A 24,858-nucleotide genomic window follows, 5' to 3' on the forward strand; every position below is an offset into this window, starting at 1 on the left:
GGCGGGTGCCCGTGCTCCCATGCAAGTCCTGGCTCGGACCCGCTGCCAGGGGCCATTGGTCCCCGGCCTCCGTGAAAGGGACTTCAGAGACCCGGATCCGGCCTGTTCGGCCCCACGCGGCGGGCCGCCGCCGTGGCACCCCGGGTGGTGCGCAGCCGGTCACCGGTGCGGTGCCACAGGTACGCCCGCGGCAACCGGCCCCCGACCGGCGGGGCGGCGGGCAGCGCGTCGAAGACGGCGAGGCCCTGGAGCCGCCCTGACCGGCTCCCCGGGAGGAGTCCCGCGGCCTGCGTCGCGCACAACTCCAGCCTGCTCAAACCGTGTTGAACACCCGACCCGACCGGCCCGCGTACGCTCGGGAGCCTGGCCGGTCCCCGCCGGACGGCCTGCCCTCTGTTGGGCGTGCCGTCCTTCGCCGGGGCGGGATACCGTGGAGACGATCCGAGGAGGCCGGGCCGGTGCACCGGGACCGAGGAGGAGCGCGGTGGAGACTCCCGATGAGCTCCGCGTCCTGCTGCCGCAGCTGAAACTCGACGAGCTGCTGGACGAGCTGCAGGCCAGGCTGGACGCTGCCCGGGGCACCCGGGACCGCGTGCACAGCCTGTTGGAGGCGCTTCTCTCCGTCGGCTGCGAGCTGGACCTGGAGCAGGCCCTGCGCTCCATCGTCAGGGCCGCCGCCATCCTGGTGGACGCCGAGTACGCGGCCCTGGGCGTCATCGGACCCGACGGCGGCAGTCTGTCGGCGTTCCACACCGTCGGGGTCACCGACGAGCAGGTCGCCGCGATCGGGCCGCTGCCCGAGGGCCACGGCATCCTCGGCGAACTGATCCGCGATCCGCGGCCGCTGCGTCTGGAGAAGCTCTCCCAGCACCCCGCCTCCTACGGTTTCCCGGACCGACACCCGCCGATGAACCGTTTCCTGGGTGTCCCGATCCGGGTCCGCGACCAGGTCTTCGGCAACCTCTACCTGACCGACAAGCGCGGTGGGCTCCAGTTCGACGAGGAGGACGCGTCGGTGCTCGCCACCCTGGCCGTGGCGGCCGGCGTGGCGATCGACAACGCCCGTCTCTACGAGGACTCCCGGCTTCGGGAGCGGTGGCTGCGGGCGAACGCGGAGATCACCCACAGTCTGATGTCCTGCAGCGGTCGGGCCGAGGCCCTGCACCTGATCGCGGGGCGCGCCAAGGAGATATCCGGCTCCGCGCTGGCGGCGGTCGCCCTGCCCTGGGAGGACAACGCGTCCCTGGGTGTCGAGATCGCGGTGGGACTGGACGCGGACGCGCACCGGGGTCTGGTGCTGCCCCTGCGCGGGACCTTGATGGGGCTGGCGTTCTCCACCGCGGCACCGGTCGCCAGCGACGACGTCACCCACGATGCCCGGGTCTCTTCCGAACCTCCGCGCTTCGACGGGCTCGGCCCCGCCGTGGCCGTCCCCATCGGCACCGGCGAGGGCGGGGTGCGCGGTGTGGTGCTGCTGGCCCGCGAAGCCGGGCGGCCCGTCTACGCCCACAAGGAGACCGAGATGCTGCAGGGCTTCGCCGCGCAGGCCGCGATCGCGATGGAGCTGGCCGACCGACGACAGGACGCCCAGCAGGTCGCGGTGCTCCAGGACCGCGACCGGATCGCCCGGGACCTGCACGACCTGGCCATCCAGCGGCTGTTCGCCACCGGGATGACGCTGCAGAGCGCCGGGCGCTTCATCGATCACCCGGAGGCGTCCGAGCGGGTGCTGCGGGCCGTCGACGACCTGGACGAGACCATCAAGATCATCAGGTCGTCCATCTTCGGCCTCCGGGCCCATGGCGACGTCGGCCGCGGCGGGCTGCGCGCGAGAGCCGTCCAGACGGTCGGCCGGGCCGCACCGGTCCTGGGCTTCGCGCCCGGCGTGCGCATGGAGGGCCTGCTGGACACCGACGTGCCCCGCGAGATCGGCGACCATGTGGTGGCCGTGCTCTCCGAGGCGCTGACCAACGTCGCCCGGCATGCCCACGCCCACCGGGCCACGGTCACGCTGGCCACCGACGGCCGCGAGATACGTCTGACGGTCTGCGACGACGGCGTGGGCATCCCGTCCGGCGGCCGCCGCAGCGGGCTGCGGAACATGGCCGAGCGTGCGGAACAACTCGGCGGGACGTTGGAGATCGTGTGTGCCGACGGCGGTGGCACCACGCTGGAATGGCATGTCCCCCTGCCGGCGGAGTAGGCGTCCCCGGTCGGCGCAGGGCCTACCGGGGCAGCGGGCCGGGGCCACTCGGCCCAAGACCCCGCGGGTGCGGGGCGGCAGCCTGGAGATGCCCGGGCGGGCGCCCCGCGCGATGGCGGCCCCACCCGCCCCGGCCGGGCGACGCGGGCTCTGAGAGGAGGCGGCGGCCATGGCAAAGACCCCTCCGGCGACCGTCACCCCGGTACGGCTGTGGCACTGGCGGCGCAATCCGCTCAGGCGGCGCAGCGACGTGATCGAGGGCTGGATCATCGCCATCGGCTGGATACTCGCCGTGGCCTGCGCGGTCTTCGCCGGCGCGACGGCGGCGCGGGTCACCGACGCGGCGTCCGCGGCACGGGCGTCCCAGGTCCACACCGCGACCGCCGTGGTCACCGACGGCACGCCGGGGGTCCCGGCGGGCGACGGGAAGTACGGCGACTGGCAGGTTCGGGCGGCCGTGCGCTGGACCGACCCGGACGGTTCCGTGCACACGGGCCAGGCGGTCGTCCCCGCGGGTGCCCCGGCCGGCACCCGCGTGCCGATCTGGGCGGACCGGGCCGGCCATGTGGTCGGCGCACCCGTCTCCGCGACGGCGGCGACCGTGCAGGCGGCCCTGACCGGCATCCTCGTCGGCCCACTGGCCGGTGCCGCCGTCTGGGCCGTCGGCAAGGGCATCCGGGTGCGGCTCGTCCGCCGTCGGCTGGCCGAGTGGGACGAGGAGTGGAAGAAGACCGGACCGCGCTGGGGGAACCTGAGCGGAGGCAGGGGCTGAAGGCGGCGGCACCGGCCGGGACGCGCGACAGCCGGTGACCGGGGGCCGGGGGCTACTTCGCCAACTGGGGGTACAGGCCCGTGAGGTCCCCCGCGAGGCCTGCCTTGACCTGCCGTGAGATGTCGTCGGCGAGGACCTCGTACGCTCCGCTCTCGACGCCGTCCAGGGCGAGTGCGGCGACGTCACGGGGGTCGGACTTGGGGGCGTCGACGTCCGCCGTCAGATCCGTGTCCACGTATCCGACGTGCAGGCCGGTCACCGCGATGCCGCGCGGCTGCAGCTCCAGGCGCAGGGAGTTGGTCTGCGACCACAGCGCGGCCTTGGACGCGCTGTAGGAACCGCCGAGGGCGATCCAGGAGAGCACGGAGTGCACGTTGAGGAGGTGGCCGCCGCCGTTGCGCTCGATGACGGGCACGAAGGCCCGGGTGACAAGCAGCGGGCCGTAGAAGTTGGTCTCGAACTCCCGGCGTACGTCGTCGACCGGGGAGCCGAGGAAGGACGCGCCGACCGAGGCGCCCGCGTTGTTGATCAGCACGGTGACGTCTCCCGCCTGCGCGGCGGCGGCCGCCACAGAGGCGGGGTCGGTGACTTCCAGCGCCACGGGAACGGCGTCGGGATGCGTGACAGCGCGCGGGTCCCGTGCGGTGGCGTAGACCTTCCCGGCGCCGCGCGCGTACAGCTCCTCCACCAGAGCCTTGCCGATGCCCCGGCTGCCGCCGGTGACGAAGACGTTGGCGCCCTTGAGAGCGGTCATGACGGTACCTCCGAAGAAAAGGAAACTGATCGGTTTCCCTCACTGTAAACCGATCAGTTTCCCGGGGCAAGTCCAGCATCAGGAAGGCCGTGAGCACCGGGCGTTTGTCCCTTGCCGTCCGGCGGCCCGCTGCTGAGGAGGCGCACCCGCCGGCGGCGCCTGCCGCACAGCCCGGTTGGCGGTCGTGAGGAGGGCCAGGACGAGCAGCCATGCCCCGCAGAGCCAGACCAGCGGCTCGGCGCCCAGTGTCGTGATCAGCGCGCCGCCTGCAAGCGTGCCGATCGACAAGGCTCCCGTGGTGAGCGTGGAGACCGCGCTCGTCGCCCGGCCCCGCAGCTCGTCGGGGGTGATGGCCAACTGGTGGGTGGTCAGGGCCACCGTATGGACCGGGGCCACCAGCGACTCGGCGGCCGCGACCGCTGACAGCACCAGCGGGCTGGGTGCGAGGGCGTACAGCGGGAACATCAAGGCCTCCAACCACAGCATCACCACGGCGATCCGGCCCAGCGGAAAGCGGCGTGTCGCCCTGTCCGAGACCAGCGCCCCCGCCATGGAACCGGCCGCCGCGCCGCTGAAGACGACACCGATCCACAGGGGCGAGGCGCCCACCTGCCGAGCGAGTGTGATGATCAACAGGTATCCGGCGCCGTAGCGCACCTTGTCGGCGGCCGAGACCAGTGTGAGAAAGCGGACGACCGGCTGGCGCCAGAGCCAGCCGAGCCCCTCCCGGATCTCGGTGGTGAGGCGGAACGTCGTGCGCACGTCCTGCCGGTCCACTTGGAACCGAGCACGCATCAAGCACAGCGACACCGCGGACACCGCGAAGGAGGCCGCGTTGACCGCGAACGGCACGGTCCGGCCTGCGGCATAGAGGGCACCGGCGAGTGACGCCCCGAAAACGCCCACCGCACCGGCGACGGACTGTGAGTAACCGAGCGCGGCGGACAACTGCCGCGGACCGACCACATTGGGCAGCGCCGCCGTGTTCGCCACTTGGAACAGCGTGGTCAGGATCCCGGCCAGCACCGCGGTCGCGTACAACTGGGGCATGGTGGGCCTGTTCAGCCACAGCGCGACGGCGACGCCGCCGGTCAGCGCGGCCCGGCCGAGCTCGCACCAGATCATGGTGGCCTTGCGGTCCCACCGGTCGACGAGGGCGCCGGCAACCAGACCGAACGCCAAGAAGGAGAAGGTGCCGAGGCCGAGCACGAGCCCGGCTTGGGTGGGCGACCCGGTGAGGGCCAGCACGATCAGCGGCAGGGCCATGAAATGGGCCTGGTCGCCTGTCGCGGAGACCAGCTGGCCGCCCAGCAGCAGCGAGAAGTCCCGGTTCCGGAACAGACCGGAACCGCGAAGGGTATGCAAGGTGATTACGCTCCGTAACAGCTCAAGGACACAAGGGTGACGTCGGAGTCGGTGTCAGAGCTAAGAAACGCGGGGCGTGATCGGCATGCGCGGACCGTACCCGGGACCTGGGACGGGCTGCAATCGATTTCCGAGCGACACCTCCTTGGGCCGCCGATGCCGCCCGCAACCAGTGCAGCGCCGTCAACGGAGGCGGCGCCCGGCTCGACCTCAGACCCGGGACGCGAACAGCTCGGCCAGATGCAGCGTCGGCACCTGGGCCAGGTCGTCGAGCTGGACGCGGCAGGACATGCCGTCCGCCAGGACCACCGCGTCCGCGTGGGATCGTACGGCCGGCAGCAGATGCGTCTCGGCTACGGCGACGCTGACCTCGTAGTGCCCCTTCTCCACCCCGAAGTTGCCGGCCAGACCGCAGCACCCCGGCACCCTGGTGACGGTCGCGCCGGCCCTCTCCAGCAGGCGCTGGTCGGTGTCCCAGCCGATGACGGCGCTGTGATGGCAGTGAGGCTGTGCGACGACCTCCACCCCGGTCAGGTCGGGCAGCGGCAGGTCGAGGCGCTCGACGAGCTCCGCGAAGCTCAGCATCCCCGATGCCACCACCTTCGCCTCCTCGTCGTCGCACAGCTCTCGTGCGTCGCTGCGCAACGACGCGAGACATGACGGCTCCAGCGCCAGCACGGGGACGTCGCCGCGGACGTAGGGAGCGAGCGTTCGTACGGCCTGCCCGACGATGGTCCGTGCCCGGTCGAGTTGGCCGGTCGTGATCCAGGTCAGACCGCAGCAGGCGGCTTCCTGGATGACGCGGACCGTGAGTCCGTGCGACTGAAGGAACCGGATGGCCGCCAATCCGGACGCCGGGAAGAAGTGGTCGGTGAACGAGTCGGCCCAGATCCACACGTCGGGAGGCGTGTTCCCCGCGCGAGCCGTCTCCGTCGCCCGCCTCAGGGTGGGGGAGGCGAACCGCGGCAGGGACCGCCGCTGGTCGATGCCGGCGGCCCACTTGGCCAGGGCGGCGAGCGGTCCGACCCGCAGGAGCAGATTGGCCGGCTTGGCCAGCGGCGCCGTGAGTCCGGCCCATTGCGGGAGCTGCCCGAGGAACAGGTGCGACCGCGGGCGGCGCAGCCCGGCGACGTCATGCCGCTGGTGCAGGACCTCGCTCTTGTACGTGGCCATGTCGACACCACTGGGGCAGTCGCTCGCACACCCCTTGCACGCGAGGCACAGGTCGAGCGCGTCGTCCACCGCCGCATCCCGCAGCCCCCCGCTCAGCAGGCCGCCGTCCAGCGCCTCCTGCAGCACCCGGGCCCGGCCGCGGGTCGAGTCCCGCTCGTCCCCCGTGGCGAGATAGGACGGGCACATCACCCCGGCGGTCCTCGGGGCCACGCACTTCCCGACCCCGGTGCACCGGTGCACGGCGGCACCGAGATCCCCGCCGTCGTGCACCAGCCGCAGACCAGAGGACACCGGCGCCCGAGGGCGCACCGGACGCAGGTCGTCGGTGATCGCAACCGGGTCGGCGATGATCCCCGGATTGAGGATGCCGTCGGGGTCGCAGACGGCCTTGACCTGCCGGAACAGGGCGAGCGACGTCTCGTCGTACATCAGCGGCAACAGCTCGCCGCGGACCCGGCCGTCACCGTGCTCTCCCGACAGCGTGCCGCGGTAGGCACGCAGGCGTGTCGCACACGCGGTCATGAAGTCGCGGAACACCCCGGCCGAGGCCGGGTCGCCGGACCGGAACGGGAAGTCTATACGGCAGTGGACACAGCCGTCGCCGAAGTGCCCGTACGGAACGCCCTGAAGGCCGTGCGCCCGCAGCAGTTCCTCGAAGTCGCGCAGCCACGCGCCGAGATGCTCCGGCGGAACGGCCGCGTCCTCCCACCCGCCGTACGCCGGAGTCGGCAGCGACCGGCCAGCGAGCCCGGCGCCGTCCTCCCGGATGCGCCACAGCGCGGCCGCCTCCCGCGGGTCGTCGACCAGCCTGGTGCCGAGCGCGGCGCCGGCGGCCACGAGCCGACGCACCGCGTCCGCCGCGTCCACGCCCGCCGCCTCCGCGAACAGCCATCCGTGCCCTCGTGGCAGGTCGGGCACCGGAGAACCCTTTCCCCGCACCAGGTCCACAATGCGCGCGTCCATGCCCTCGCACGCGACGAGCCGGCCCGGCGCCGCGGCGAGCAGCGCCGGTACCGCATCGGCCGCGTCGGCCATCGTCGGGTACCCGAGCACCAGCATCCTGCGCTCGACCCGGTCGTCGACCAGCCGGACGGTGGCTTCGAGGACGGTGGCCAGCGAACCCTCGCTGCCGGTCAGGAAGCGCTCGACCCGCCGCCGTTCGGGCAGTAGGTGTTCCAGGCCGTAGCCGCTGACCTGACGGCCGAAGCGGCCGAACTCGGTACGCAGATGAGCCAGGTTGGCGTCCCCGACGGCCGCCAGCCGCTTCGCGGTGTCGCCGGTGAGCCGACCGCCCTGCTCCAGGGCGAGCTCACCGTTCCCGTACAGCACCCGCAGCGACTCGACGTTGTCCACCGTCCGCCCGTAGCCCAGCGCCCGCGAACCACAGGCGTTGTTGCCGATCATCCCGCCGACCGTGCAGCGGCTGTGCGAGGACGGGTCCGGTCCGAACCGCAGCCCGTACGGGGCGGCCGCGCGCTGCAGGTCCGCGTGCACCACGCCCGGTTCCACACGCGCGGTTCGGGCGGCCGGGTCGATGTCGAGGATCCGGTTGAACCGGCGGGTGTCGACGACGATGCCGCTCCCGACCGCGTTCCCGGCGATGCTCGTGCCCGCACCGCGCATCGTCACCGGAACCCGCAGCTCACGCGCCACCTCGCGGACCGCGATCACGTCGTCGGCGCAGCGCGCTTTCACGACCGTGGACGGGACGACGCGGTAGAGGCTCGCGTCCGACGAATACAGGGCTCGTGCCAGCGGAGAGTCGTCGAACTCGACCCCTGCGGCACGAAGAGCGGCGGCCAGGTCGTCGGATGCCTGTGGTGCTGGAACGGGCATACCTCAGGCTAACTAACGTACGGTAGTTCGCGCGTCGCGTGCGAGCGAGGAGGATTGCCCAGCGCCCCTGCGCCCCACCATGCACAGCTCAACGAGCCATCCCGGCCGCGTGAGCTGATCGTCGCGGAGTACTGGGCCACCCGCTCCGGCGCCAGCCGAGTGTGTTCGCGCGGTCGAGGAGTTCGACAAGCATCTCGGACCAAGTCCCAGGGCATCCGCGCCTTCATGGCCAAGGCAGCGACCGGGAGTTGTCCGGTGGATCAAGGCTCAGCCGCGACGGTCTACTGGTCACGGTCGGTCGGGGACACATCGAGGAGCCGCAGCATCGCGGGGAGCAGGTCGCTCGTCAACGGATCTGGGGTGTCTTCGTCGATCGCGCCCTCCAGCGCGAGACTTGTATAGCCGTGCACGAGTGACCACACCGCGTAGCTCGGCACCAGCGCGGGGTCCGCACTGTCCGCTAGCTGCGCATTCTGGCCGCGCAGGCCACGGTCCAGGGCGCGGAGCGCCCGGTGCTTCTGCTCGACCAGTTCCGGATCGTTGAAGTCGAACTGGGTCATGCGCCACATGAGGTCGAACAGCGCGCGGTTGTCCCGGGCGAACGCAACATACTCGGCCGAGAGCGCCGCGACCCGCTCCCGCACATCGCGCCCGACGACCTCCACCGCCTCCAGCCGCTCGCAGAGCTGGCGGTAGGCGCGCGCGGCGAGCGCGCCGAGCAGCCCGCGCGCGTCGCCGAAGTGGTGCTTGGGAGCGGACTGGGACACTCCCGCCCGCCGAGCGGCCTCACGCATGCTGAACCCGGCGACACCGCTCGCGGACAGCACCTCCAGCGCGCTGTCGAGCAGCGCCGCGCGCAGATTGCCGTGGTGGTAGCGATCGCCGGCCTTCGGCTCTTCGGTCATCACGTCCTTATCTTGACAGTGAGCAGACTCTCCGTAAACTGCTCACTGTCAAGATAGGGTGATCACTGGGAGTAGGTATGACGGACACGGTCCTTGTCACGGGTGTCTCGGGGTTCATAGGCGGTCACATAACGGCAGCGCTTCTGCGGCGCGGATACGCGGTCCGCGGGTCGGTGAGGTCACCGGCCCGCGCCGCTGAGGTGCGCGCTGCGATGGCAGAGGCAGGCGCAGACGACACGTTGTTGCAGGTCCGGCAGCTCGATCTGCTGTCGGACGAGGGGTGGGCGGCCGCGACCGCGGGCTGCCGGTTCGTACTGCACGTCGCCTCCCCCTTCGTCACGACGAGGCCGAAGGACCCGGAGGACTTGATCCGCCCTGCAGTTCAGGGCACGACGCGGGCCGTCGACGCGGCGCTCGATGCGGGCGTGGAGCGCGTGGTCGTCACCTCGTCTCTCGCGGCGGTGCAGTATGCCCCGGCGCGCAGGGGCCACGTCTTCACGGCATCCGACTGGACCCGGCTCGACCGCCGCGGCCTCGGTGCCTACGTAGTGTCGAAGGTCCGGGCCGAGCGTGCGGCGTGGGACATCGCCGACCGCCGCGGCGTGCGCGACCGGCTCGCCGTCATCAACCCGGGCGCGGTCATCGGGCCCCTCCTCTCCGACGACCCGGGAACCTCGGTCTCGGCGATCCAACAGATCATGGCCGGCGCGCTGCCGATGGTCCCGGACCTGCGACTTCCGTGGGTACACGTGCGAGACGTCGCCGACGCGCACATCGCGGCGATGACCTCGGAAACCGCGGGCGGGACTCGCACGATCGTCGCGACCGACCCGTCCTCGCTCATCGACGTCGCCGCGGTGCTCCGCGAGAGGCTTTCCGAGGTGAGCGGGAAAATCCCCACGCGGGCGATGACGACATGGCTCACCTGGGTCGCGAGCGTGTTCGAACCTCAGCTGCGCGACAACCGGTGGCTCATCGGCTCGGCGCAGCGCTTCGACCACGGCCCCGCCGAGGCGCTCTTGGGCCGCCCGCTCCACGCGATCCCCGACACGATCGAGGAAACCGGCCGCAGCCTCGCCGAGCGCGGACTCGTCTGAGGCCGCCTGGAAACCACGGCAATCGCCGGGTGCGGTGAACGCCGGCCTAGAGGCCGGTCACGACCCGGACGTGCGTCGACGACACGTCAGTCACGTCGCCGCCCAGGCGGGGGCGTCACCGAGCAGCACACCGAGTCGTCACAGGACAAGCCTTTTCCGACCTCGGCCTGCGTGTTCGGGGTGCGGTCGGGCCGTGCGCCTTCTGCGCCCTCCGTGATGTCAGTGGTGGCTGCGATGCTGACAGCATGACCCCTTGGAATGTGCTTGATCTCGACAAGGCCCTGCGTGCCGGCTGGGCCGCCGACACCTGCTCGCCCGACGACCAGGCAGACTGGCAGCCGGGCAACCCGGCCTGGGGGCACTGTGACATCACCGCCCTGATCGTCAACGATGTCTTCGGCGGTGATCTCGTGGTCGGCGAGGTGCATCTTGACGGGACCCAGCATGGTTTCCACTGGTGGAACAAGTTGCCCAGCGGTGTGGAACTCGATCTGACCCGGGAGCAGTTCCAACGCGGGCAGACCGTCACGGCTGCTCGTGTCGTCGTGCGTCCGCCGGGCCCGCTGCCCCGCCGCTGGGAGGAATACCTCCTGCTGCGTGAGCGTGTGATCAAGCACCTTGGTCCGCTTCCGGAACCCGTCTGAGGAGTCGGGGGCAGCCGCAGCGAGGATCCTCCGGTCAGGACGATGTGGGCGTGTGCAGGAGCCGGTCGACGGCGTGTTGTCGACGGTGGCCCGTTCGAGGTGAGCGGTCAGTGGTTCCAGGGTGAACCAGGCGACCTTCATCTTGCGCCATGACCGCCGACTCGATCAGGGACAGCGTCTGGTTGTCCGCGTCCACGTCTGCGCGGACGCCGATAGGCAGCGGCAGGTTCGGCGAGGTGTGGCCGAAGTCGACCTGTGCGAGAACCGGGATGTCTCGTTCAGCCAGGACATCGAGTACCACGTCGCGTAGATCTGCGCGCCCTCCACCGCTCTCGTGGAGCGTGACCTCGGTCGGGATGCCGACCACCATGCCCGCGATCCGGTCCAGCACACCGGACAGCCGCAAGGTATGCAGGTCGTTCCAGATCCGTGAGACCGGCCGCTGCAACTCCTCCCAGAACAACACGGCACCCTCGAACCGTTCGACGGCCGGCGCGAACGGTGTCGCCTGCAGTAGGACCAGGCGGTTCAGCAAACCGCCGAACAGTGGCCCCTGCGCGCGGCCCGGCCGCCAGGTTTCCCATGCCCCCATCGCCGGCAGCACGCCCGGCGCCTCGGCCTTGGTGAGCACACGGGTGTAGAGGTCGACGAGCTCGGAGCGACGGGCCGCGTCGCCCAGCGTGTACCAGTCGCTGCCGAAACCGTGGGTGGCGATATCGGCGTGGAAGCCGACGAGGCCGGTCCTGGCGTACAGCGCCATGTGCAGCAGCGAGATATCGCTGTAACCGAGGATTGGTTTCGGGTCGGCCCGGATCGCGTCCAGATCGATCAAATCAAGATAGCCGATGGTCGTCTGTCCACCGGTATGCGCGACGATGGCCCGCACTTCCGGGTCACGGAGCAGACCATTGAGTTCGTCGGCCTGCTCCGTCGGAGTGCCCGACGCCCACCACCGCTTCCTCGCCGGGTTGACCATCGGGCTGACCCGCACGCGGAAACCCATCCGCTCGAGTATCGCCACACCGCGGGCGAGCAGTGGTTCCTCACCCGGTTCAAGCTGGCCCGAGGGTGCGGTAACGACCACGAGGTCACCGGAACGCAGCGCGCGGGGCCGAAGGATCGCAGGCATGGGGAATCTCCTCCTTGTTGATCAACAAGGGCGAGGAACAAGGTCCGTGCCGCCGGTATTCCGCCGCCCCGACGTGATCAAGCCAAGCCCCGAAACCCCGGCTGGGCCCACCGCCCGTCTCCCCGCCGCGAGGTCCGGGCCCGTGTCGAGCACGTCTTCGCGACGGCGCCCCGTCTCGAGGAAGTTCAGTCGATACAGAACTCGTTGCCCTCGATGTCCAGCATCGGGATGCACGAGTCGTTGCCGTCGTACAGCGTTTGCACGTGGACCGCGCCGAGCGGGATCAGCCGTTCGCATTCGGCCTCGAGCGCGGCGAGGCGTTCCTCACCCACGAGTCCCGTGCCGACCCGCACATCGAGATGCACCCGGTTCTTGACGGCCTTGCCCTCGGGGACGCGCTGGAAGTACAGCCGCGGGCCCTCACCCGAGGGGTCGACGCAGGCGAACCATGCGTCCCGCTCCTCAGGAGCCTGCGAACGCCTGAAATCGTCCCAGGTGGCGAACCCCGCGGGCGGCGGCGGTACGACGTAGCCCAGCACCTCGCACCAGAAGCGGGCGAGGCGCTCGGGTTCCGCGCAGTCGAAGGTGACCTGGAACGTCCTGATCTCTGGCATCAGCGCACCGTACCGCGCACCAGGGGGCCCTCGCCGCTCATTTCCGCAGCCGGATCAGCTCGAACCCGTCGCTTCCTCGGCCGTCCTGGCGCCCGGCCCCGCGTCCGCAGCGCCGGCACCGCAGTCGTGACCACCGCGAACCATGCCGCGTCCGCCGCGTCGGCACGTCCCGCCCGGCTGCGCGGGGTCAACCGCTCCGGAACGGAGTGGACGGTTCGGAGGTCGGCGAGGGCAGGGACATCCGCGTGTGGCGGTACGCCGACCACGGCGGGGGCCGCGGTGCGACGGCTCGGGCACACCCGGCGCGCGTTCGTCATGCCGGGGGAGGAGCCGTCGATCCGCGAGGGGTGAGGGCCGGAGTCGGCACCTGGTGCGATGCGACGTCGTCACCGGCGATCACCGCGAAGAGTGTCCGCGCGACCTCGGCGCCGAAACCGTGGATGTCGTGGCTCATGGCCGACAGGGTCGGGTGGGTGAGCCGGCACAGCTGGGAGTCGTCCCACGCCAGCAACGACAGGTCGTCCGGCACCGACAGCCCCATCTCGGCGGCCACCGCCGCGCCCGCGACGGCCATGATGTCGTTGTCGTAGACGATCGCGGTGGGCCGCCGCGCGGACAGCAGCAGGTTGCGCGTTGCCCGGCCCCCCTCTTCGCCCTCGAAGCCGGTGGTGGCCTGCTGCCCTTCCTCAAGGCCGAGTTCGGTCATGACGGACTCGAACGCGGCGGCCCGGATGCCGCTGTGTCCGAGGGCCGCCGGCCCACCGACGCGGGCGATCCGCCGGTGCCCCAGCGCCGCCAGGTAGCGCACGGCCTGCGTGACAGCGGTCGCGTCGTCCGTCCACACCGAGGTCAGCCCGCCGGTCAGGGAGGGGTGACCCACGGCGACGGCCGGCAGCCCCAGCTCCCGCAGGGCGGGGATGCGCGGGTCGTTCTGGTGGAAGTCGACGAGGATCGACCCGCTGACCCGCCGTGCGCGCCACCAGCTCTCCTGCAACGCCACCTCTTCGTCGAGGTCCCGCACCAGGCGTAGCAGCAGGGCGCAGGAGTGCTCGGTCAGAACACTCTCGATCCCGGAGATGAATTCCATGTAGAAGGGTTCCAGGCCGAGCAGGCGAGCCGGTCGGCACACCGCGAGCCCCACCGCGTCCACCCTCTGGCTCGACAGACTCCGTGCGGACAGGTTGGGCTCCCAGCCCAGCTCACGGGCCGCCGTGAAGATGCGCGCCCGGGTTGCTTCCGAGACACCCGGCTTGTTGTTGAAGGCCAGCGAGACGGCCCCCTTGGACACACCGGCACGCGCGGCGACGTCCTTGATGGTGACCCGGGTGGGGGAGGTGCTCACGACCCCTCCATGCAGAAGATCGCTTCCCGGGCGCGGTCGGCCGTCAGACGGGGCGCCCCATCGATCCTGATGCGGACCTGCTCGCCGGGCAGGAGCGTGACCAGTCCGCGGTCCGCCGAGGCGTCGGGGCTCAGCCTGTCGGCCTGCACCAACAGGTCCCGTACCAAAGTGTGCGCTGTCACCACGAGGTCGACCTTATCCCCGGCACCGGACACCGGCCGCAGCTGCACCTCGTAGCGGGGACGGGGGTAGTGGATGTCGCGGTCGGCGGCCGCGAAGTGGAAGGAACGGAGACCGTCGGCTTCCGCGACCAGGTACTCCTTGGGGGAACGGTCCGCCGGAACGAGGTGCAAGGGCACGGGCAGGCGGACCACGGTGCGGGCCGCGGCATCGACGTCGAGGCGCGCCTCGACCTGCGTCTGGCCGTCGGTGGTCAGGCGCCGCAGCACCACCTCGGTGCGCCAGGCGGCGGCGCTCTGGTTGATCACGGCCACGACCAGCCGGTCCCCTTCCGGCTGCAGGGTCAACAGCCGGTCCGCGTACACCCGGCGCAGTTCGTGGTACAGCGGCTTGAAACGGCCGTCCCCGTCGACGGCGGCCCACGAGCTCACCGGCCAGCAGTCGTTGAGCTGCCACACGATCGTGCCCGCGCACACCGGCCAGTTGGCCCGCCAGTGCTCGATGCCGGTGGCCACGGCACGTGCCTGGACCACCTGGGTCAGGTAGTGCCAACGGTCGAAGTCTCCGACCGGTACGGTGAAGTGGCGTTCCAGTCCGCGGTCGAGCTTGCCGTTGCCGTCGTCCGCCTTCTGGTGGTGCAGCATTCCGGGGGAGTCCGGAGCCAGCTCCTCACCGGGCAGGGCCCGGCGGAGCGTGGCGATCGCCGGGGGCGCCTGCCAGCCGAACTCGGCGACGAAGCGCGGCACACTCGCCCGGTACGCGGTGTAGTCGAGGCGGTTCCAGACCTCCCAGGAGTGATGAGTGCCGTGGGCGGGGTCGTTGGGGTGGTGGTCCCACGAGCCCGACCAGGGGCTGCCCGCCGTGTAGGGCCGGGTGGGGTCGAGTTCGGCGACGATCCGCGGCAACAGGCCGAGGTAGTAGCCCTCACCCCAGGAGTCGCCCGCGAGTCCGGGCTCCCAGTCCCAGTCCCTGAAACCCCACAGGTTCTCGTTGTTGCCGTTCCACACCATGAGGGACGGGTGGGGCATCAGGCGTACGACGTTCTCGCGGGCCTCGGCCTCGACCTCGCCCCGCAGGGGCTGTTCCTCGGGGTAGGCGGCGCAGGCGAAGGGGAAGTCCTGCCAGACCATCAGGCCCAGCTCGTCACAGGCGTCGTAGAAGGCGTCACTCTCGTACAGACCGCCGCCCCAGACGCGCACCAGGTCGACGTTGGCGGCTGCCGCCTGGGCGAGGCGCTCACGGTAGCGCTCGGGTGTGACGCGGGAGGGCAGGACGTCGTCGGGGATCCAGTTCACGCCGCGGGCGAAGACGCGTACGCCGTTGACGACGAAGGTGAAGCCGGTGCCGTGCTCGTCCGGTGTGCGGTCGAGTTCCACGGTGCGAAATCCGAGCCGGTGGTGCCAGATGTCGAGAGGCAGGGGTTCGGCGGTGCCGTCGGCAGCATCGAGGAGCGTCAACTCCACGTCGTACAGGCGCTGCTCACCGTAGCCGCGAGGCCACCACACCTCGGGTTGCGGCACGTCGATCACGACGACGGCTCGGTCTCCCTCCACGGGAGCGGTCACCTCCACACCGGCCACGGTCGCCCGAGCCGCCAGGGACCGCGACGCGCCGCTCTCGGTACGCTCCACCTCGAGGTGAAGCTCCACATGCCCGGTGCCGTCCGTCACCGTGACGAGCGGGCGGACCCGGTCGAGCCTGGCGGTGGACCAGCGCTCCAACCGGACGGGCTTCCAGATGCCGGCCGTCACCACGGTCGGCCCCCAGTCCCAGCCGAAGTTGCAGGCCATCTTGCGGATGTACTGGAAGGGCTCGGGATACGCGTTGGGCCGGTCACCGGTCAGCGCCCGGACCGCCGCGGCCTCGCTGTAGGCCGAGGCGAACAGCACGCGCAGTTCCCCGCTGCTGCCCGTGACGTCGAAGCGGTAGCTCCGGTGCATGTTGCGGGTCCGGCCGAGCACGGTGCCGTCGAGAGTGATCTCGGCGGCCGTGTCCAATCCCTCGAAGACCAGGTCGGTGCGCTCGTGCGTGCCGGTGGGAAGGCCCAGGGCCCGGAAGTACGTCCAGTCGCGGCGGCCCACCCAGGCCACGTCGCGTTCGTTCTCTCCGATGAACGGATCGGGGATCACTCCCGCGTCGATCAGGTCCGTGTGGACGCAGCCCGGAACCCGGGCGGGCAACGGCGATCCGTCGTGATCCAGGCTCCAGCCCTCGGTGAGCGGGATGACGTCCTTCATGCGTGGCTCCCATCGACGCGACTTGGGGCCTCTCGGTGATCGGCCGAGCACAACCTAACGGTCGGAGTGATCGCATGTCCATAAACCGGTTCAGGTTTGCTTCGCCGCTTCGCCGGCCATGGATCTGCGCTCTGAGCAGCGTATCTATGGTCATTCGCTCCAGCATCACGTAACGCTTTGGTATCGCACTGGAACGACCAGCTGTACCGGTTTACTCGGCACTGCCATAGTGCCGTCGTTCCCTTTCGATGTCTGGAGCCGTAACGCTGAAGGGAGTTGGGCACATGGGGAGGAAGGCGCTTTCGGGCGTGCTGCTTGCCACCGCGATGCTGGCCGTCGCGGGGTGTAGCGGTGGAGCCGCGACGACGGGCGAGACCGCGAACGCCCCCGCCGATCCCGGGAAGGTCTCAGGCGAGATCAAGGTCCTGACGCACCGTACCGATCTCGTGCAGAACGGCACGATGAAGAAGTACGCGGACGCGTTCAACAAGATCTATCCCAAGGTGAAGGTCACGTTCGAGGGCATCACCGACTACGAAGGCGAAGTCAAGATCCGGATGAACACGGATCAGTACGGCGACGTTCTGATGATCCCGAACGCCATAGCCCAGGACGACTACCCGAAGTTCTTCGCTTCCCTCGGCAGTGCCCAGGAGTTGGGGAAGAAGTACCGCTTCGTCGACAAGGCCACAGTCAAAGGGAAGGTCTACGGCCTCGCGACTGTCGGCAACGCCAACGGCTTCGTCTACAACAAGGCGGTCTGGAAGAAGGCCGGCGTCACCGACTGGCCCACGACCCCCGCACAGTTCATCGACGACCTGAAGGCCGTCAAGGCCAGGACGCGGGCGGTGCCTTACTACACCAACTTCAAGGACGGCTGGCCGTTGACCTCACCGTGGACGGGCATCCTCGGTTCGGTCTCGTGCGACCCGCAGGCGAGCAACAAGCTGGTCTCGGCGAACCCGTGGGCACCGGGAAGCGATCTCACCACGGCCGACACCCTCCTCTACGACATGGTGCACGACGGCCTCACGGAGAAGGACCCGACCACCACCAACTGGGAGTCCTCCAAGGGCATGATCGCCAAGGGGGACATCGCCACCATGCTCCTGGGTTCCTGGGCCATCACGCAGATGCAGGACGCCGCCAAGACCGCCGGTGCCAACCCGGACGACATCGGATTCATGCCGTTCCCTGCGCAGGTCGGCGGAGAGTTCTGCTCCGTGATCTCGGCCGACTACCAGGAGGCGGTGAACATCCACTCCAAGCACAAGGAGGCCGCACGCGCCTGGATCGACTGGTTCACCGACAGGTCCGGCTTCGCGCAGAACGAGGGATCCGTGCCCACCCTCAAGTCCAGCGTCCTGCCCGCGACACTGAAGCCGTACACCGACGCGGGTGTCAAGCTCATCGAGGTCTCCCAGAGCAGGACGGGGCAGGTCAACGCGATTGACAACGCCGCAGAGATAGGCCTGAACGAGCCCGACTACCGACAGAAGCTCGTCGACCTGGCGCGCGGCGCCCAGCAGGGCGATCTCGAGGACTACCTGGGGGACCTCGGCAAGAAGTGGACGGAAGCGGCGAAGACCGCCGGTTCCTGACCGGCGTCCCGGCGGGTCGCCGCCACCGGTCAGCCGGGACTGCGGCCCGTGCGCGCCCCACCGCTTCGCACCTCGAAAGGCCGTCATGACGGACACGACGAGCAAGACACCCTGGGCCGCGCGACGCGGACTCGACCCCTCCACGACCGCTCAGCGGGACCGGACGACCGGTGGCGGCGCACCCCCGCGCTCATGGAAGTCCCACCCGCTGCGTCGCCTCACCCCCTGGCTGTTCCTGGCCGCGCCGTTGGCGCTCCTGATCACCTTCACGTACGTCCCGGTCGGGAACATGATCTACTACAGCTTCACGGACTGGGACGGCGTCAGTCCGGACATGAAGCTGGTGGGCCTGGACAACTACCGGCAACTGTTCACGCGGCCCGAACTGTTCCGGGTCTTCTTCGTGAGCCTCTACTACCTCGTGGCGTCGTTCGTGCAGATCGGGATCGCTCTGTACTTCGCCACCGTGCTGAGCTTCGACCTGAGGTTCCGCAACCTGTTCAAGGGGATCCTGTTCTTCCCCTACCTCATCAACGGCGTGGCGATCGGTTTCGTCTTCCTGTACTTCTTCCAGGACGGCGGCACCCTCGACACGGTCCTGTCCTGGTTCGGCGCCGGTTCCGACCATGCCTGGCTGTCGACGCCCGAGTCGGCGAACACCGCCCTGGCCGGTGTGTCGGTGTGGCGTTTCACCGGCCTCAACTTCGTATTGTTCCTCGGCGCGATCCAGTCGATACCGGGAGAGCTGTACGAGGCGGCCCAACTGGACGGGGCCACGCGCCGGCAGCAGTTCCGGCACGTCATCGCGCCCAGCATCCGGCCGGTACTGAGCCTGAGCGTCATTCTGGCGGTCTCGGGTTCACTGTCGGTCTTCGAAATCCCCTGGATCATGACCGGCGGCGCGACCGGCACCCAGACCTTCGTCATCCAGACGATCAAGCTCGCTTTCCAGTTCAACAAGACAGGCCTCGCCTCCGCCGCGGCCGTCGTCCTGCTGCTGATCATCCTGCTGGTCACCTGGATTCAGCGGGTTCTGGTGCCCGACGCGAGGACGGACCTCGTATGACCATCTCCGCACCGCACAGGACGAGGCGGCCCTGGATCGGCACGACCCTCGTCTACGTGTCGCTCCTCGCGGCATCTCTCGTCGTCCTGCTCCCTCTGCTCGTCGTTTTCCTGGCCTCCTTCAGGACATCGCGCGAGATGCTGAGCTCCGGCGCCCTCTCGCTCCCGCACGACATCCTCAACTTCCGGAACTACGCGACCGCCTTCACGGACGGCCACATGCTCACGGCGTTCGGGAACACGGCGTTCATCCTGCTTTTCTCCATCACCGGGACAGTGATCATCGGTTCGTTGACGGCGTACGCCATCGACCGTTTCGACTTCCGGATGAAGAAGCTCGTCGTGGCCCTCTTCCTGATCGCCACTCTCGTCCCGGGAGTGACCACCCAGGTGGCGACTTTCCAGGTCGTCAACAGCTTCGGCCTGTTCGACACCCGCTGGGCACCGATCCTGCTCTACATGGGCACCGACATCGTCTCCGTCTACATCTTCCTGCAGTTCATCCGGGGCATCCCGGTCTCCCTGGACGAAGCCGCGCGGCTGGACGGCGCCAACGCCTTCACCATCTACCGAAAGATCATTTTTCCCCTGCTGAAGCCGGCCATCGCCACAGTGGTGATCATCAAGGGGATCACCGTCTACAACGACTTCTACATCCCCTTTCTGTACATGCCCTCGGAGAACCTCGGCACCGTCTCCACCGCCCTGTTCCGCTTCAAGGGTCCGTTCGGCGCCCACTGGGAGAGCATCTCCGCGGGCGCCGTCCTGGTCATCCTGCCGACACTGGCAGTGTTCCTGTTCCTGCAGCGCTACATCTACAACGGCTTCGCCCAGGGCGCGACGAAGTGACGGCCGAGCAGCGGGAAGCCGGGGGGTAAGGACAGGGGCGGACGCGTACGGTGAAGGCGCGTCCGCCCCTGCCCCTGGCTGACCGGTCCACCGCCCCCTGGCCCCGACCGGAACCGATCAGCACGGCCGTGCAGTACGCATACGCCATCCGTTCCTTCGGCACCGCCCGCATGGTCGTGGACCGGGAACCTCGCATCTTCCCCTTCCTACCCGGCCACCGCGCCAGGCCCGGCGCGCCTACCGGGACCGTCCACAAGGCCGCCGACCTGCAAAAGTTCGCCGAGGCTCGGGCTGGCCGGCCCTTCAGCCCCCCGAACACCTCGTCCAGCGCGTCCGGCGCGGCCCACGGCGCATCCCATACCGCAGCGAACTCATAGACGGCTGCCTCGCCGAGACCTCAGTGACGCAGGGCGACCGCGAGTGCCTCGGCCAGGGTCACGGGCGGCCGGCCGATCAGGCGGCGCAGGTCTCCGGAGTCGGTGTACATCTCGCCGCGGTTCATGCCGCGGTCAGCGTCAGCGAGGACCTCCGCCAGCTCGGCGGGCAGGCCCGCGGCGGCCAGTACCTGGGTGAGATCGGCCACCGGGAGGTCAGTGTAGGCAACGTGCTCGCCGGCTGCAGCGGAGATCGCGGCGGCGAGCTCGGTCAGGGTGAAGGATTCGTCGCCGCCGAGCTCGTACACGGCGCCGGTGTGGCCTTCGGCGGTGAGGACGACCGCTGCGGCCTCGGCGTAGTCGGCGCGGGACGCGGCGCTGATCCGTCCCTGGCCTGCGGCGCCGACGACGACGCCGTTCTGCAGGATCTGCGGCAGTTGGCTGGTGTAGTTCTCCAGGTACCAGCTGTTGCGCAGCAGCACGCTGGGGATTCCGCGGTCCCGCAGATACTCCTCGGTCTCCCTGTGCGTGGCGCCGATGACGGTGGTGGCCGTGTCCGCGTGCGTCGTGCTCGTGTACGCCACCAGCGACACGCCTGCGGACGCTGCGGCGTCGATCGCGCGGCGGTGGTTGGCGACCCGCTCGCCCACGGGGACCGAGGCCGAGACCAGCAGCAGCCTGTCCGCCCCCGAAAATGCCTCGACCAGGCCGTCGGTGTCCGCGAAGTCGGCGCGGCGTACCGTGACGCCTCGGTCGGCCAGGTCCTTGATCCCGGCGATGTCCCGGCCAGTGGCGATGATGTCCATGGCCGGGATCCCACGCCCCAGCAGCGCCTCGACGGTGAGCCTGCCCAGCTGGCCGGTGGCTCCGGTGACGACGATCGACATGATGGTCATTCCTTCCTTCCTGGCGTGCCTCGCACACCTGCCGCGGTCCGTCCGCGGCGGGATGGAACCCAGAATGACCTGGACACTCTCTGTTGGGGAGTAGCCACTTATGGGTAGGGTACTTACCAGGCCGATAGCATCGAGGTGAGACGTATGACGGCTGTCGAGAACGTGACCGGGCCCATACCGTCATTCGATCCGTACGAGCGCGGCTGCCCGTCGCGGGACCTGCTCGACCAGATCGGCAGCAAGTGGGCGGTCCTCGTACTCGGCGAGCTCGGCCGGAACGGGACCTGTCGGTTCGGCCGGCTCCGGCAGGCGCTGGCGGGCGTGAGCGAGAAGATGCTCACCCAGACGCTGCGCACCCTCGAACGCGACGGTCTGGTCAGCCGGACCGTCTACCCAGAGGTGCCGCCGCACGTGGAGTACGAGCTGACCGCGCTCGGCCAGACGCTGCGAGAACCACTGAAGGCGCTCACGGAGTGGTCCGTGCGGCACATCGAAGAAGTCATCACCGCCCGCGAAGAGTACGACGACCGCGCTGAGCGCACCCGGTAAGCGGCGGCGGCCGGCGGTCTGGTCACGTCTACGGGAACCAGGCGGAGCCAAGCGTCGGCTCCTGCCCGGACGACCTTCGGGGCCGCACCGTCGTCGTCTTCGGCAACGAAGAGCAGCACTTCTGGTTCGTCGGCTGCATCGCCTGGATGACCGAAGGCGAGAGCCGCATCGATCGGTGACAGCTGCCCACACCCCACCTGCCAGGGCTTCTCGACTGCGTGAACAGCGGGGCCCGGAGCGACGACGGCACCAGCACCGCGACCGCCGCCCTGATCGCGATGGGTGTGGCCGGAGACAGTGCTGCGGCGTGCGTCCACGGGCTTGTCCGGCCCGAGGGCGACGCCGCGTAGGCGCACAGTTGATGCTTTCCTCATTACGGCAATGTTGCTCGGAGGGCACCATGTCTCAAACCCGCGTCCACGGGGCCGGCGTCATCACGGCCCACCAGGACCTCCACAGCGAGCAGGGCGCCCTGCTCGGCGAACACCCCGGCCGATCCCGAAACCCCGTGATCAAGGTGGCGGACCTGGCCTGGCTGGAGTTCGAGAAGCCCGACCCGGACCGGGCGGAGGTCTTCGCCCGCGACTTCGGCTTCGGCGTCGCCGCCCGCACCGAGAGCGAGCTGTGGCTGCGGGGTACCTTCGCTGGCTCGCCCTGCATGGTGATCCGGCGCGGTCGCACGTCCCGCTTCATCGTCCGGCGTTTCGCGCTGCCGAGCGGGGCGACCTGGACCGGCTGGCCCGCGCCACCGGATCGCCCGTACGGGACTCCGACGTGCCCGGCGGCGGAAAGGTGGTCGACCTGCTCGACCCGTCGGGGGCGCTGCTCCCCTCCACGGTGCGGACGACCCTGGGCGCCGAGGACCAACGTCCCGGGGCGGAAGGGCCCTTCCGCCCCGGGACGGGCAGGCGGACGGGGCCCAACCCTGACGGTGGCTCGTGCAGCGTGTTGTGGACGGTGCAGTGCGCTGCGACCGCGAGCATCGCTGCATGGCGCTCGGTGGACAGCGCGGGCGGCGGGACGATGACCAGGCGTACGCTCGCGACCCGGGCCGGGCGGTCCGCGGCCATGGTGAACTCCGTACGGACCTGTAGTCCGGCGCGGGGCAGTGCGTGCTGCTGGAGGTGGCGGCCTGCGTAGAAGGCGACGCAAGTGGTGAGGGACGCGGCGACGGCGCCTGTGCTCCGTGGCGGGGAAGCACCGGCGGCAGTCGGCTGTCCGTCCTGGTCAGGCGTTCGTGAGCGGGCACCCGGAGCGCGGTCGGCACTGGAAGGCGGCGTGGATCTCCTGTTCGGTGGCGGCGTGGGAGACGATGAGGAGTTCGTCGCCGGGCTGGAGCCGCATCTCGGGGCCCGGGACGGTGGGCCGGCCGTCGCGGATGACGGTTGCGACGACGGCACCTGTGGGCAGGCGGATCCCGGCGAGCATACGGCCCACGGCGCTGGATTCCGGCGTGATGGCGGTCTCGATGACGTCGACGCCCGCCTTGCTCAGCCGCAGCAGTGCGACGGTGTCGGTGGCGCCGGTGGCCTCCTCGATGAGGGAGATCAGGGGAGTGGCCGCGGGGACCGCGGTGTCCACGGCCGAGCGGTTCGGCCGCTGTACGGAGCGGGCCCCCGGCGCGGGCGCTGTCCTGGAACCGCCCGGGGGGAGCGGGACCCACTCATGACCGACACCTCCTGTGCTGGACTCCGTGATCGTTCGGGCATGCTCGGTGCCCCGGCGGCCGAGACGGCCGTCCGCCGGGTTCGGGAATGTGCGCACGCCGCTCCGGCGTTGCTCCCGGGCCGTTCCTGACGGCCCGGCCCGTCTCACCTCGCCGGGCGTTCGCCGGTCTCCGGCTGCTCCAGGTGGGAGGCGAGGACGGCGGCCTGGACCCGGCGCTGTACGCCCAGCTTGGCCAGCAGCCGGGAGATGTGGTTCTTGACGGTCTTCTCCGACAAGTACAGCCGCTTGCCGATCTCGCGGTTGGTCAGCCCGTCGCCGATCAGCGCGAGGATGTCCCTCTCACGAGGTGAGAGGCCCGCGATCTCCGACGGCACGGCGGGGCTGTCCGCGGGTTCCGCCCGCAGCGAGCGCATCAGGCGGGCCGTGGTGGCGGGATCCAGCATCGACTGGCCCGAGGCCACCGTGCGCACCGCTGAGACCAGGTCGGAGCCCTTGATCTGCTTGAGGACATAGCCTGACGCTCCGGCCATGATCGCGTCGAGCAGGGCCTCCTCGTCGTCGAACGACGTCAGCATGAGGCAGGCCAGGCCGGGCATTTGGTCGCGCAGCTCCCGGCAGACCGTGATGCCGTTGCCGTCCGGCAGCCGTACGTCCAGGACGGCGACGTCGGGGCGCAGCGCCGGGCCTCGCGCGAGCGCGTGGTCGACGGTACCGGCGTCGCCGACCACCGAGATGTCCGGCTCGGAGTCGAGCAGGTCGGCCAGGCCACGGCGCACGACCTCGTGGTCGTCGAGCAGAAACACGCGAATCGGGTTCTGCTCGCTGAAAGTGCGTGACTCCGGCATGCTGACCTCTCGTTCCCCGATGGAGGACAGACTCCGGGCTGTCCCTGTCGCCGATCATCATGCGCCCGGATCGAATGTGCTAGGGCCGACCGGCCCAACCCGCCCGGAGTGTCCCCGCGGGTTCACTCGGAGCCTACGGTCCCGGCTCCGGCGTGGGGAACAGGTGGGAGACGACCTCGCGCCGTGCCTCTTCGGCGATTTCCTCGTCGGTGCGGAGGAAGACCTTGAGGAGGTCGGCACGGCTGACGATGCCTTCGAGCATGCCCACGGTCATGAGTTCCTCCGCGGTCACCGCGCCGGCCTTCCTCAGGTCCGAGAGACGACGCAGTTGCGTGTACCTGTCGGGGTCGCTGTCGCGGAACTCCTCCTTGTGCAGCAAGTCGGTCTCGGCGCCGACGCCGACGACGCACTGCCGACGCCGTGCGGGGCGTACAGGTCCATGAGCCGCGTCTAGTTCGTTGTGCCCGAGGTTCGCGAAGACGGTCGCGCGGTGACTGGGCACCCGCAGGTCGAGTTCGATGCTGCCGATGCGGATGATCCAGAAGCGGTCGGCGCGTCCGCCTTCCTCGAACAGGCGGGTCCCCTGCGAGAGCGCCGGAGCCAGCGTGTGTCCACGGTCTCCGGGCGGCCCATGGGCCGCCCGGTCCACTGATCGCTCTGTTCGGTACCGCAGAGAGAATTTCGGTATGGCGCCGACGTGCGCCGCCAGGGGCGATGCGCCTGTCTTCCGACCCCGCGGTGGGGGCGACGGCCGATCGTC

Annotated in this window: 20 protein-coding genes and 4 pseudogenes; 10 read left to right on the top strand and 14 right to left on the bottom strand. The window is 70.0% G+C overall.

Going from position 1 to position 24,858, the window contains the following annotated elements; all coding sequences use genetic code 11:
- Positions 1 to 83: 83 nt before the first annotated feature.
- Positions 84 to 317: a hypothetical protein gene (locus tag ACZ3KP_RS35855; RefSeq protein ID WP_467504754.1), complete on the bottom strand. Its 234-nt coding sequence runs from the start codon at positions 315 to 317 to the stop codon at positions 84 to 86.
- Positions 318 to 484: 167 nt separating this feature from the next.
- Here ACZ3KP_RS35855 and ACZ3KP_RS35860 point away from each other — a divergent pair, with 167 nt between their 5' ends.
- Both ACZ3KP_RS35860 and ACZ3KP_RS35865 read left to right on the top strand, forming a co-directional pair.
- A complete protein-coding gene (locus tag ACZ3KP_RS35860) occupies positions 485 to 2,203 on the top strand; it encodes a sensor histidine kinase (RefSeq protein WP_467504756.1) in 1,719 nt (572 codons plus the stop codon).
- Positions 2,204 to 2,372: 169 nt separating this feature from the next.
- The gene (locus ACZ3KP_RS35865) at positions 2,373 to 2,975 is read left to right on the top strand and encodes an Rv1733c family protein (protein ID WP_467504758.1); all 603 of its coding nucleotides are present in this window, start codon (positions 2,373 to 2,375) and stop codon (positions 2,973 to 2,975) included.
- A gap of 52 nt (positions 2,976 to 3,027) precedes the next feature.
- On the opposite strand, the gene ACZ3KP_RS35870 is transcribed toward ACZ3KP_RS35865, so the two are convergent.
- The 4 genes from ACZ3KP_RS35870 to ACZ3KP_RS35885 form a co-directional block, all read right to left on the bottom strand.
- Positions 3,028 to 3,729 (bottom strand): SDR family oxidoreductase, encoded by a 702-nt coding sequence (locus ACZ3KP_RS35870; RefSeq protein WP_467504759.1) that lies wholly within the window; start codon positions 3,727 to 3,729, stop codon positions 3,028 to 3,030.
- Between the two features lie 78 nt (positions 3,730 to 3,807).
- Positions 3,808 to 5,094, bottom strand: coding sequence for an MFS transporter (locus ACZ3KP_RS35875; RefSeq protein ID WP_467504761.1), 1,287 nt, complete (start codon positions 5,092 to 5,094; stop codon positions 3,808 to 3,810).
- A 210-nt stretch (positions 5,095 to 5,304) separates the two neighbouring features.
- Entirely contained in the window at positions 5,305 to 8,103 is a 2,799-nt protein-coding gene (locus tag ACZ3KP_RS35880) for an FAD-binding and (Fe-S)-binding domain-containing protein (RefSeq protein ID WP_467504762.1), read from the bottom strand.
- 281 nt (positions 8,104 to 8,384) lie between these two features.
- Positions 8,385 to 9,008, bottom strand: coding sequence for a TetR/AcrR family transcriptional regulator (locus ACZ3KP_RS35885; RefSeq protein WP_467504871.1), 624 nt, complete (start codon positions 9,006 to 9,008; stop codon positions 8,385 to 8,387).
- Positions 9,009 to 9,085: 77 nt separating this feature from the next.
- Between ACZ3KP_RS35885 and ACZ3KP_RS35890 the strand changes: the two genes are divergently transcribed.
- Positions 9,086 to 10,105 carry an NAD-dependent epimerase/dehydratase family protein gene (locus ACZ3KP_RS35890; protein ID WP_467504763.1) on the top strand — a complete coding sequence of 340 codons (1,020 nt, stop codon included), beginning with the start codon at positions 9,086 to 9,088 and terminating at the stop codon, positions 10,103 to 10,105.
- 245 nt (positions 10,106 to 10,350) lie between these two features.
- Positions 10,351 to 10,749, top strand: a complete 399-nt coding sequence (locus ACZ3KP_RS35895; protein ID WP_467504765.1) for a YunG family protein — start codon at positions 10,351 to 10,353, stop codon at positions 10,747 to 10,749.
- 34 nt (positions 10,750 to 10,783) lie between these two features.
- On the opposite strand, the gene ACZ3KP_RS35900 is transcribed toward ACZ3KP_RS35895, so the two are convergent.
- From ACZ3KP_RS35900 to ACZ3KP_RS35915, 4 genes are all read right to left on the bottom strand, one after another.
- A complete protein-coding gene (locus ACZ3KP_RS35900) occupies positions 10,784 to 11,878 on the bottom strand; it encodes a S66 peptidase family protein (protein ID WP_467504766.1) in 1,095 nt (364 codons plus the stop codon).
- 185 nt (positions 11,879 to 12,063) lie between these two features.
- Entirely contained in the window at positions 12,064 to 12,492 is a 429-nt protein-coding gene (locus tag ACZ3KP_RS35905) for a VOC family protein (RefSeq protein WP_467504768.1), read from the bottom strand.
- Positions 12,493 to 12,805: 313 nt separating this feature from the next.
- A complete protein-coding gene (locus tag ACZ3KP_RS35910; protein WP_467504770.1) occupies positions 12,806 to 13,834 on the bottom strand; it encodes a LacI family DNA-binding transcriptional regulator in 1,029 nt (342 codons plus the stop codon).
- On the bottom strand, positions 13,831 to 16,251 hold the full coding sequence (locus tag ACZ3KP_RS35915) for a glycoside hydrolase family 2 protein (protein WP_467504772.1): 2,421 nt from the start codon (positions 16,249 to 16,251) through the stop codon (positions 13,831 to 13,833). The genes ACZ3KP_RS35910 and ACZ3KP_RS35915 overlap by 4 nt, the downstream gene beginning before the upstream one ends.
- Positions 16,252 to 16,535: 284 nt before the next feature.
- On the opposite strand from ACZ3KP_RS35915, the gene ACZ3KP_RS35920 reads away from it, so the two are divergent.
- The 4 genes and pseudogenes from ACZ3KP_RS35920 to ACZ3KP_RS35935 form a co-directional block, all read left to right on the top strand.
- On the top strand, positions 16,536 to 17,852 hold the full coding sequence (locus ACZ3KP_RS35920) for an ABC transporter substrate-binding protein (protein ID WP_467504773.1): 1,317 nt from the start codon (positions 16,536 to 16,538) through the stop codon (positions 17,850 to 17,852).
- 85 nt (positions 17,853 to 17,937) lie between these two features.
- A complete protein-coding gene (locus tag ACZ3KP_RS35925; RefSeq protein ID WP_467504775.1) occupies positions 17,938 to 18,918 on the top strand; it encodes a carbohydrate ABC transporter permease in 981 nt (326 codons plus the stop codon).
- Positions 18,915 to 19,766 carry a carbohydrate ABC transporter permease gene (locus tag ACZ3KP_RS35930; RefSeq protein WP_467504777.1) on the top strand — a complete coding sequence of 284 codons (852 nt, stop codon included), beginning with the start codon at positions 18,915 to 18,917 and terminating at the stop codon, positions 19,764 to 19,766. The genes ACZ3KP_RS35925 and ACZ3KP_RS35930 overlap by 4 nt, the downstream gene beginning before the upstream one ends.
- 289 nt (positions 19,767 to 20,055) lie before the next feature.
- A pseudogene (locus ACZ3KP_RS35935) lies at positions 20,056 to 20,178 on the top strand (IS630 family transposase); the annotation flags it as partial.
- Here the strand turns inward: ACZ3KP_RS35935 and ACZ3KP_RS35940 are convergent.
- Entirely contained in the window at positions 20,164 to 21,036 is an 873-nt protein-coding gene (locus ACZ3KP_RS35940) for an SDR family oxidoreductase (RefSeq protein WP_467504778.1), read from the bottom strand. The pseudogene ACZ3KP_RS35935 and the gene ACZ3KP_RS35940 sit on opposite strands and share 15 nt — an antisense overlap.
- Positions 21,037 to 21,180: 144 nt before the next feature.
- Between ACZ3KP_RS35940 and ACZ3KP_RS35945 the strand changes: the two genes are divergently transcribed.
- Both ACZ3KP_RS35945 and ACZ3KP_RS35950 read left to right on the top strand, forming a co-directional pair.
- Positions 21,181 to 21,585, top strand: coding sequence for a winged helix-turn-helix transcriptional regulator (locus tag ACZ3KP_RS35945; RefSeq protein WP_467504780.1), 405 nt, complete (start codon positions 21,181 to 21,183; stop codon positions 21,583 to 21,585).
- Positions 21,586 to 21,985: 400 nt separating this feature from the next.
- Positions 21,986 to 22,404, top strand: a pseudogene (locus ACZ3KP_RS35950) (VOC family protein); the annotation flags it as partial.
- Positions 22,405 to 22,526: 122 nt separating this feature from the next.
- Here the strand turns inward: ACZ3KP_RS35950 and ACZ3KP_RS35955 are convergent.
- The 4 genes and pseudogenes from ACZ3KP_RS35955 to ACZ3KP_RS35970 all read right to left on the bottom strand — a co-directional run.
- A pseudogene (locus ACZ3KP_RS35955) lies at positions 22,527 to 22,763 on the bottom strand (OsmC family protein); the annotation flags it as partial.
- 49 nt (positions 22,764 to 22,812) lie between these two features.
- Positions 22,813 to 23,166: a TrkA C-terminal domain-containing protein gene (locus ACZ3KP_RS35960; RefSeq protein ID WP_467504781.1), complete on the bottom strand. Its 354-nt coding sequence runs from the start codon at positions 23,164 to 23,166 to the stop codon at positions 22,813 to 22,815.
- A 230-nt stretch (positions 23,167 to 23,396) separates the two neighbouring features.
- The gene (locus ACZ3KP_RS35965) at positions 23,397 to 24,098 is read right to left on the bottom strand and encodes a response regulator transcription factor (RefSeq protein ID WP_358973186.1); all 702 of its coding nucleotides are present in this window, start codon (positions 24,096 to 24,098) and stop codon (positions 23,397 to 23,399) included.
- A gap of 148 nt (positions 24,099 to 24,246) precedes the next feature.
- A pseudogene (locus tag ACZ3KP_RS35970) lies at positions 24,247 to 24,504 on the bottom strand (CBS domain-containing protein); the annotation flags it as partial.
- Positions 24,505 to 24,858: the final 354 nt, after the last annotated feature.

The organism is Streptomyces sp. NPDC020958 (assembly GCF_055562175.1).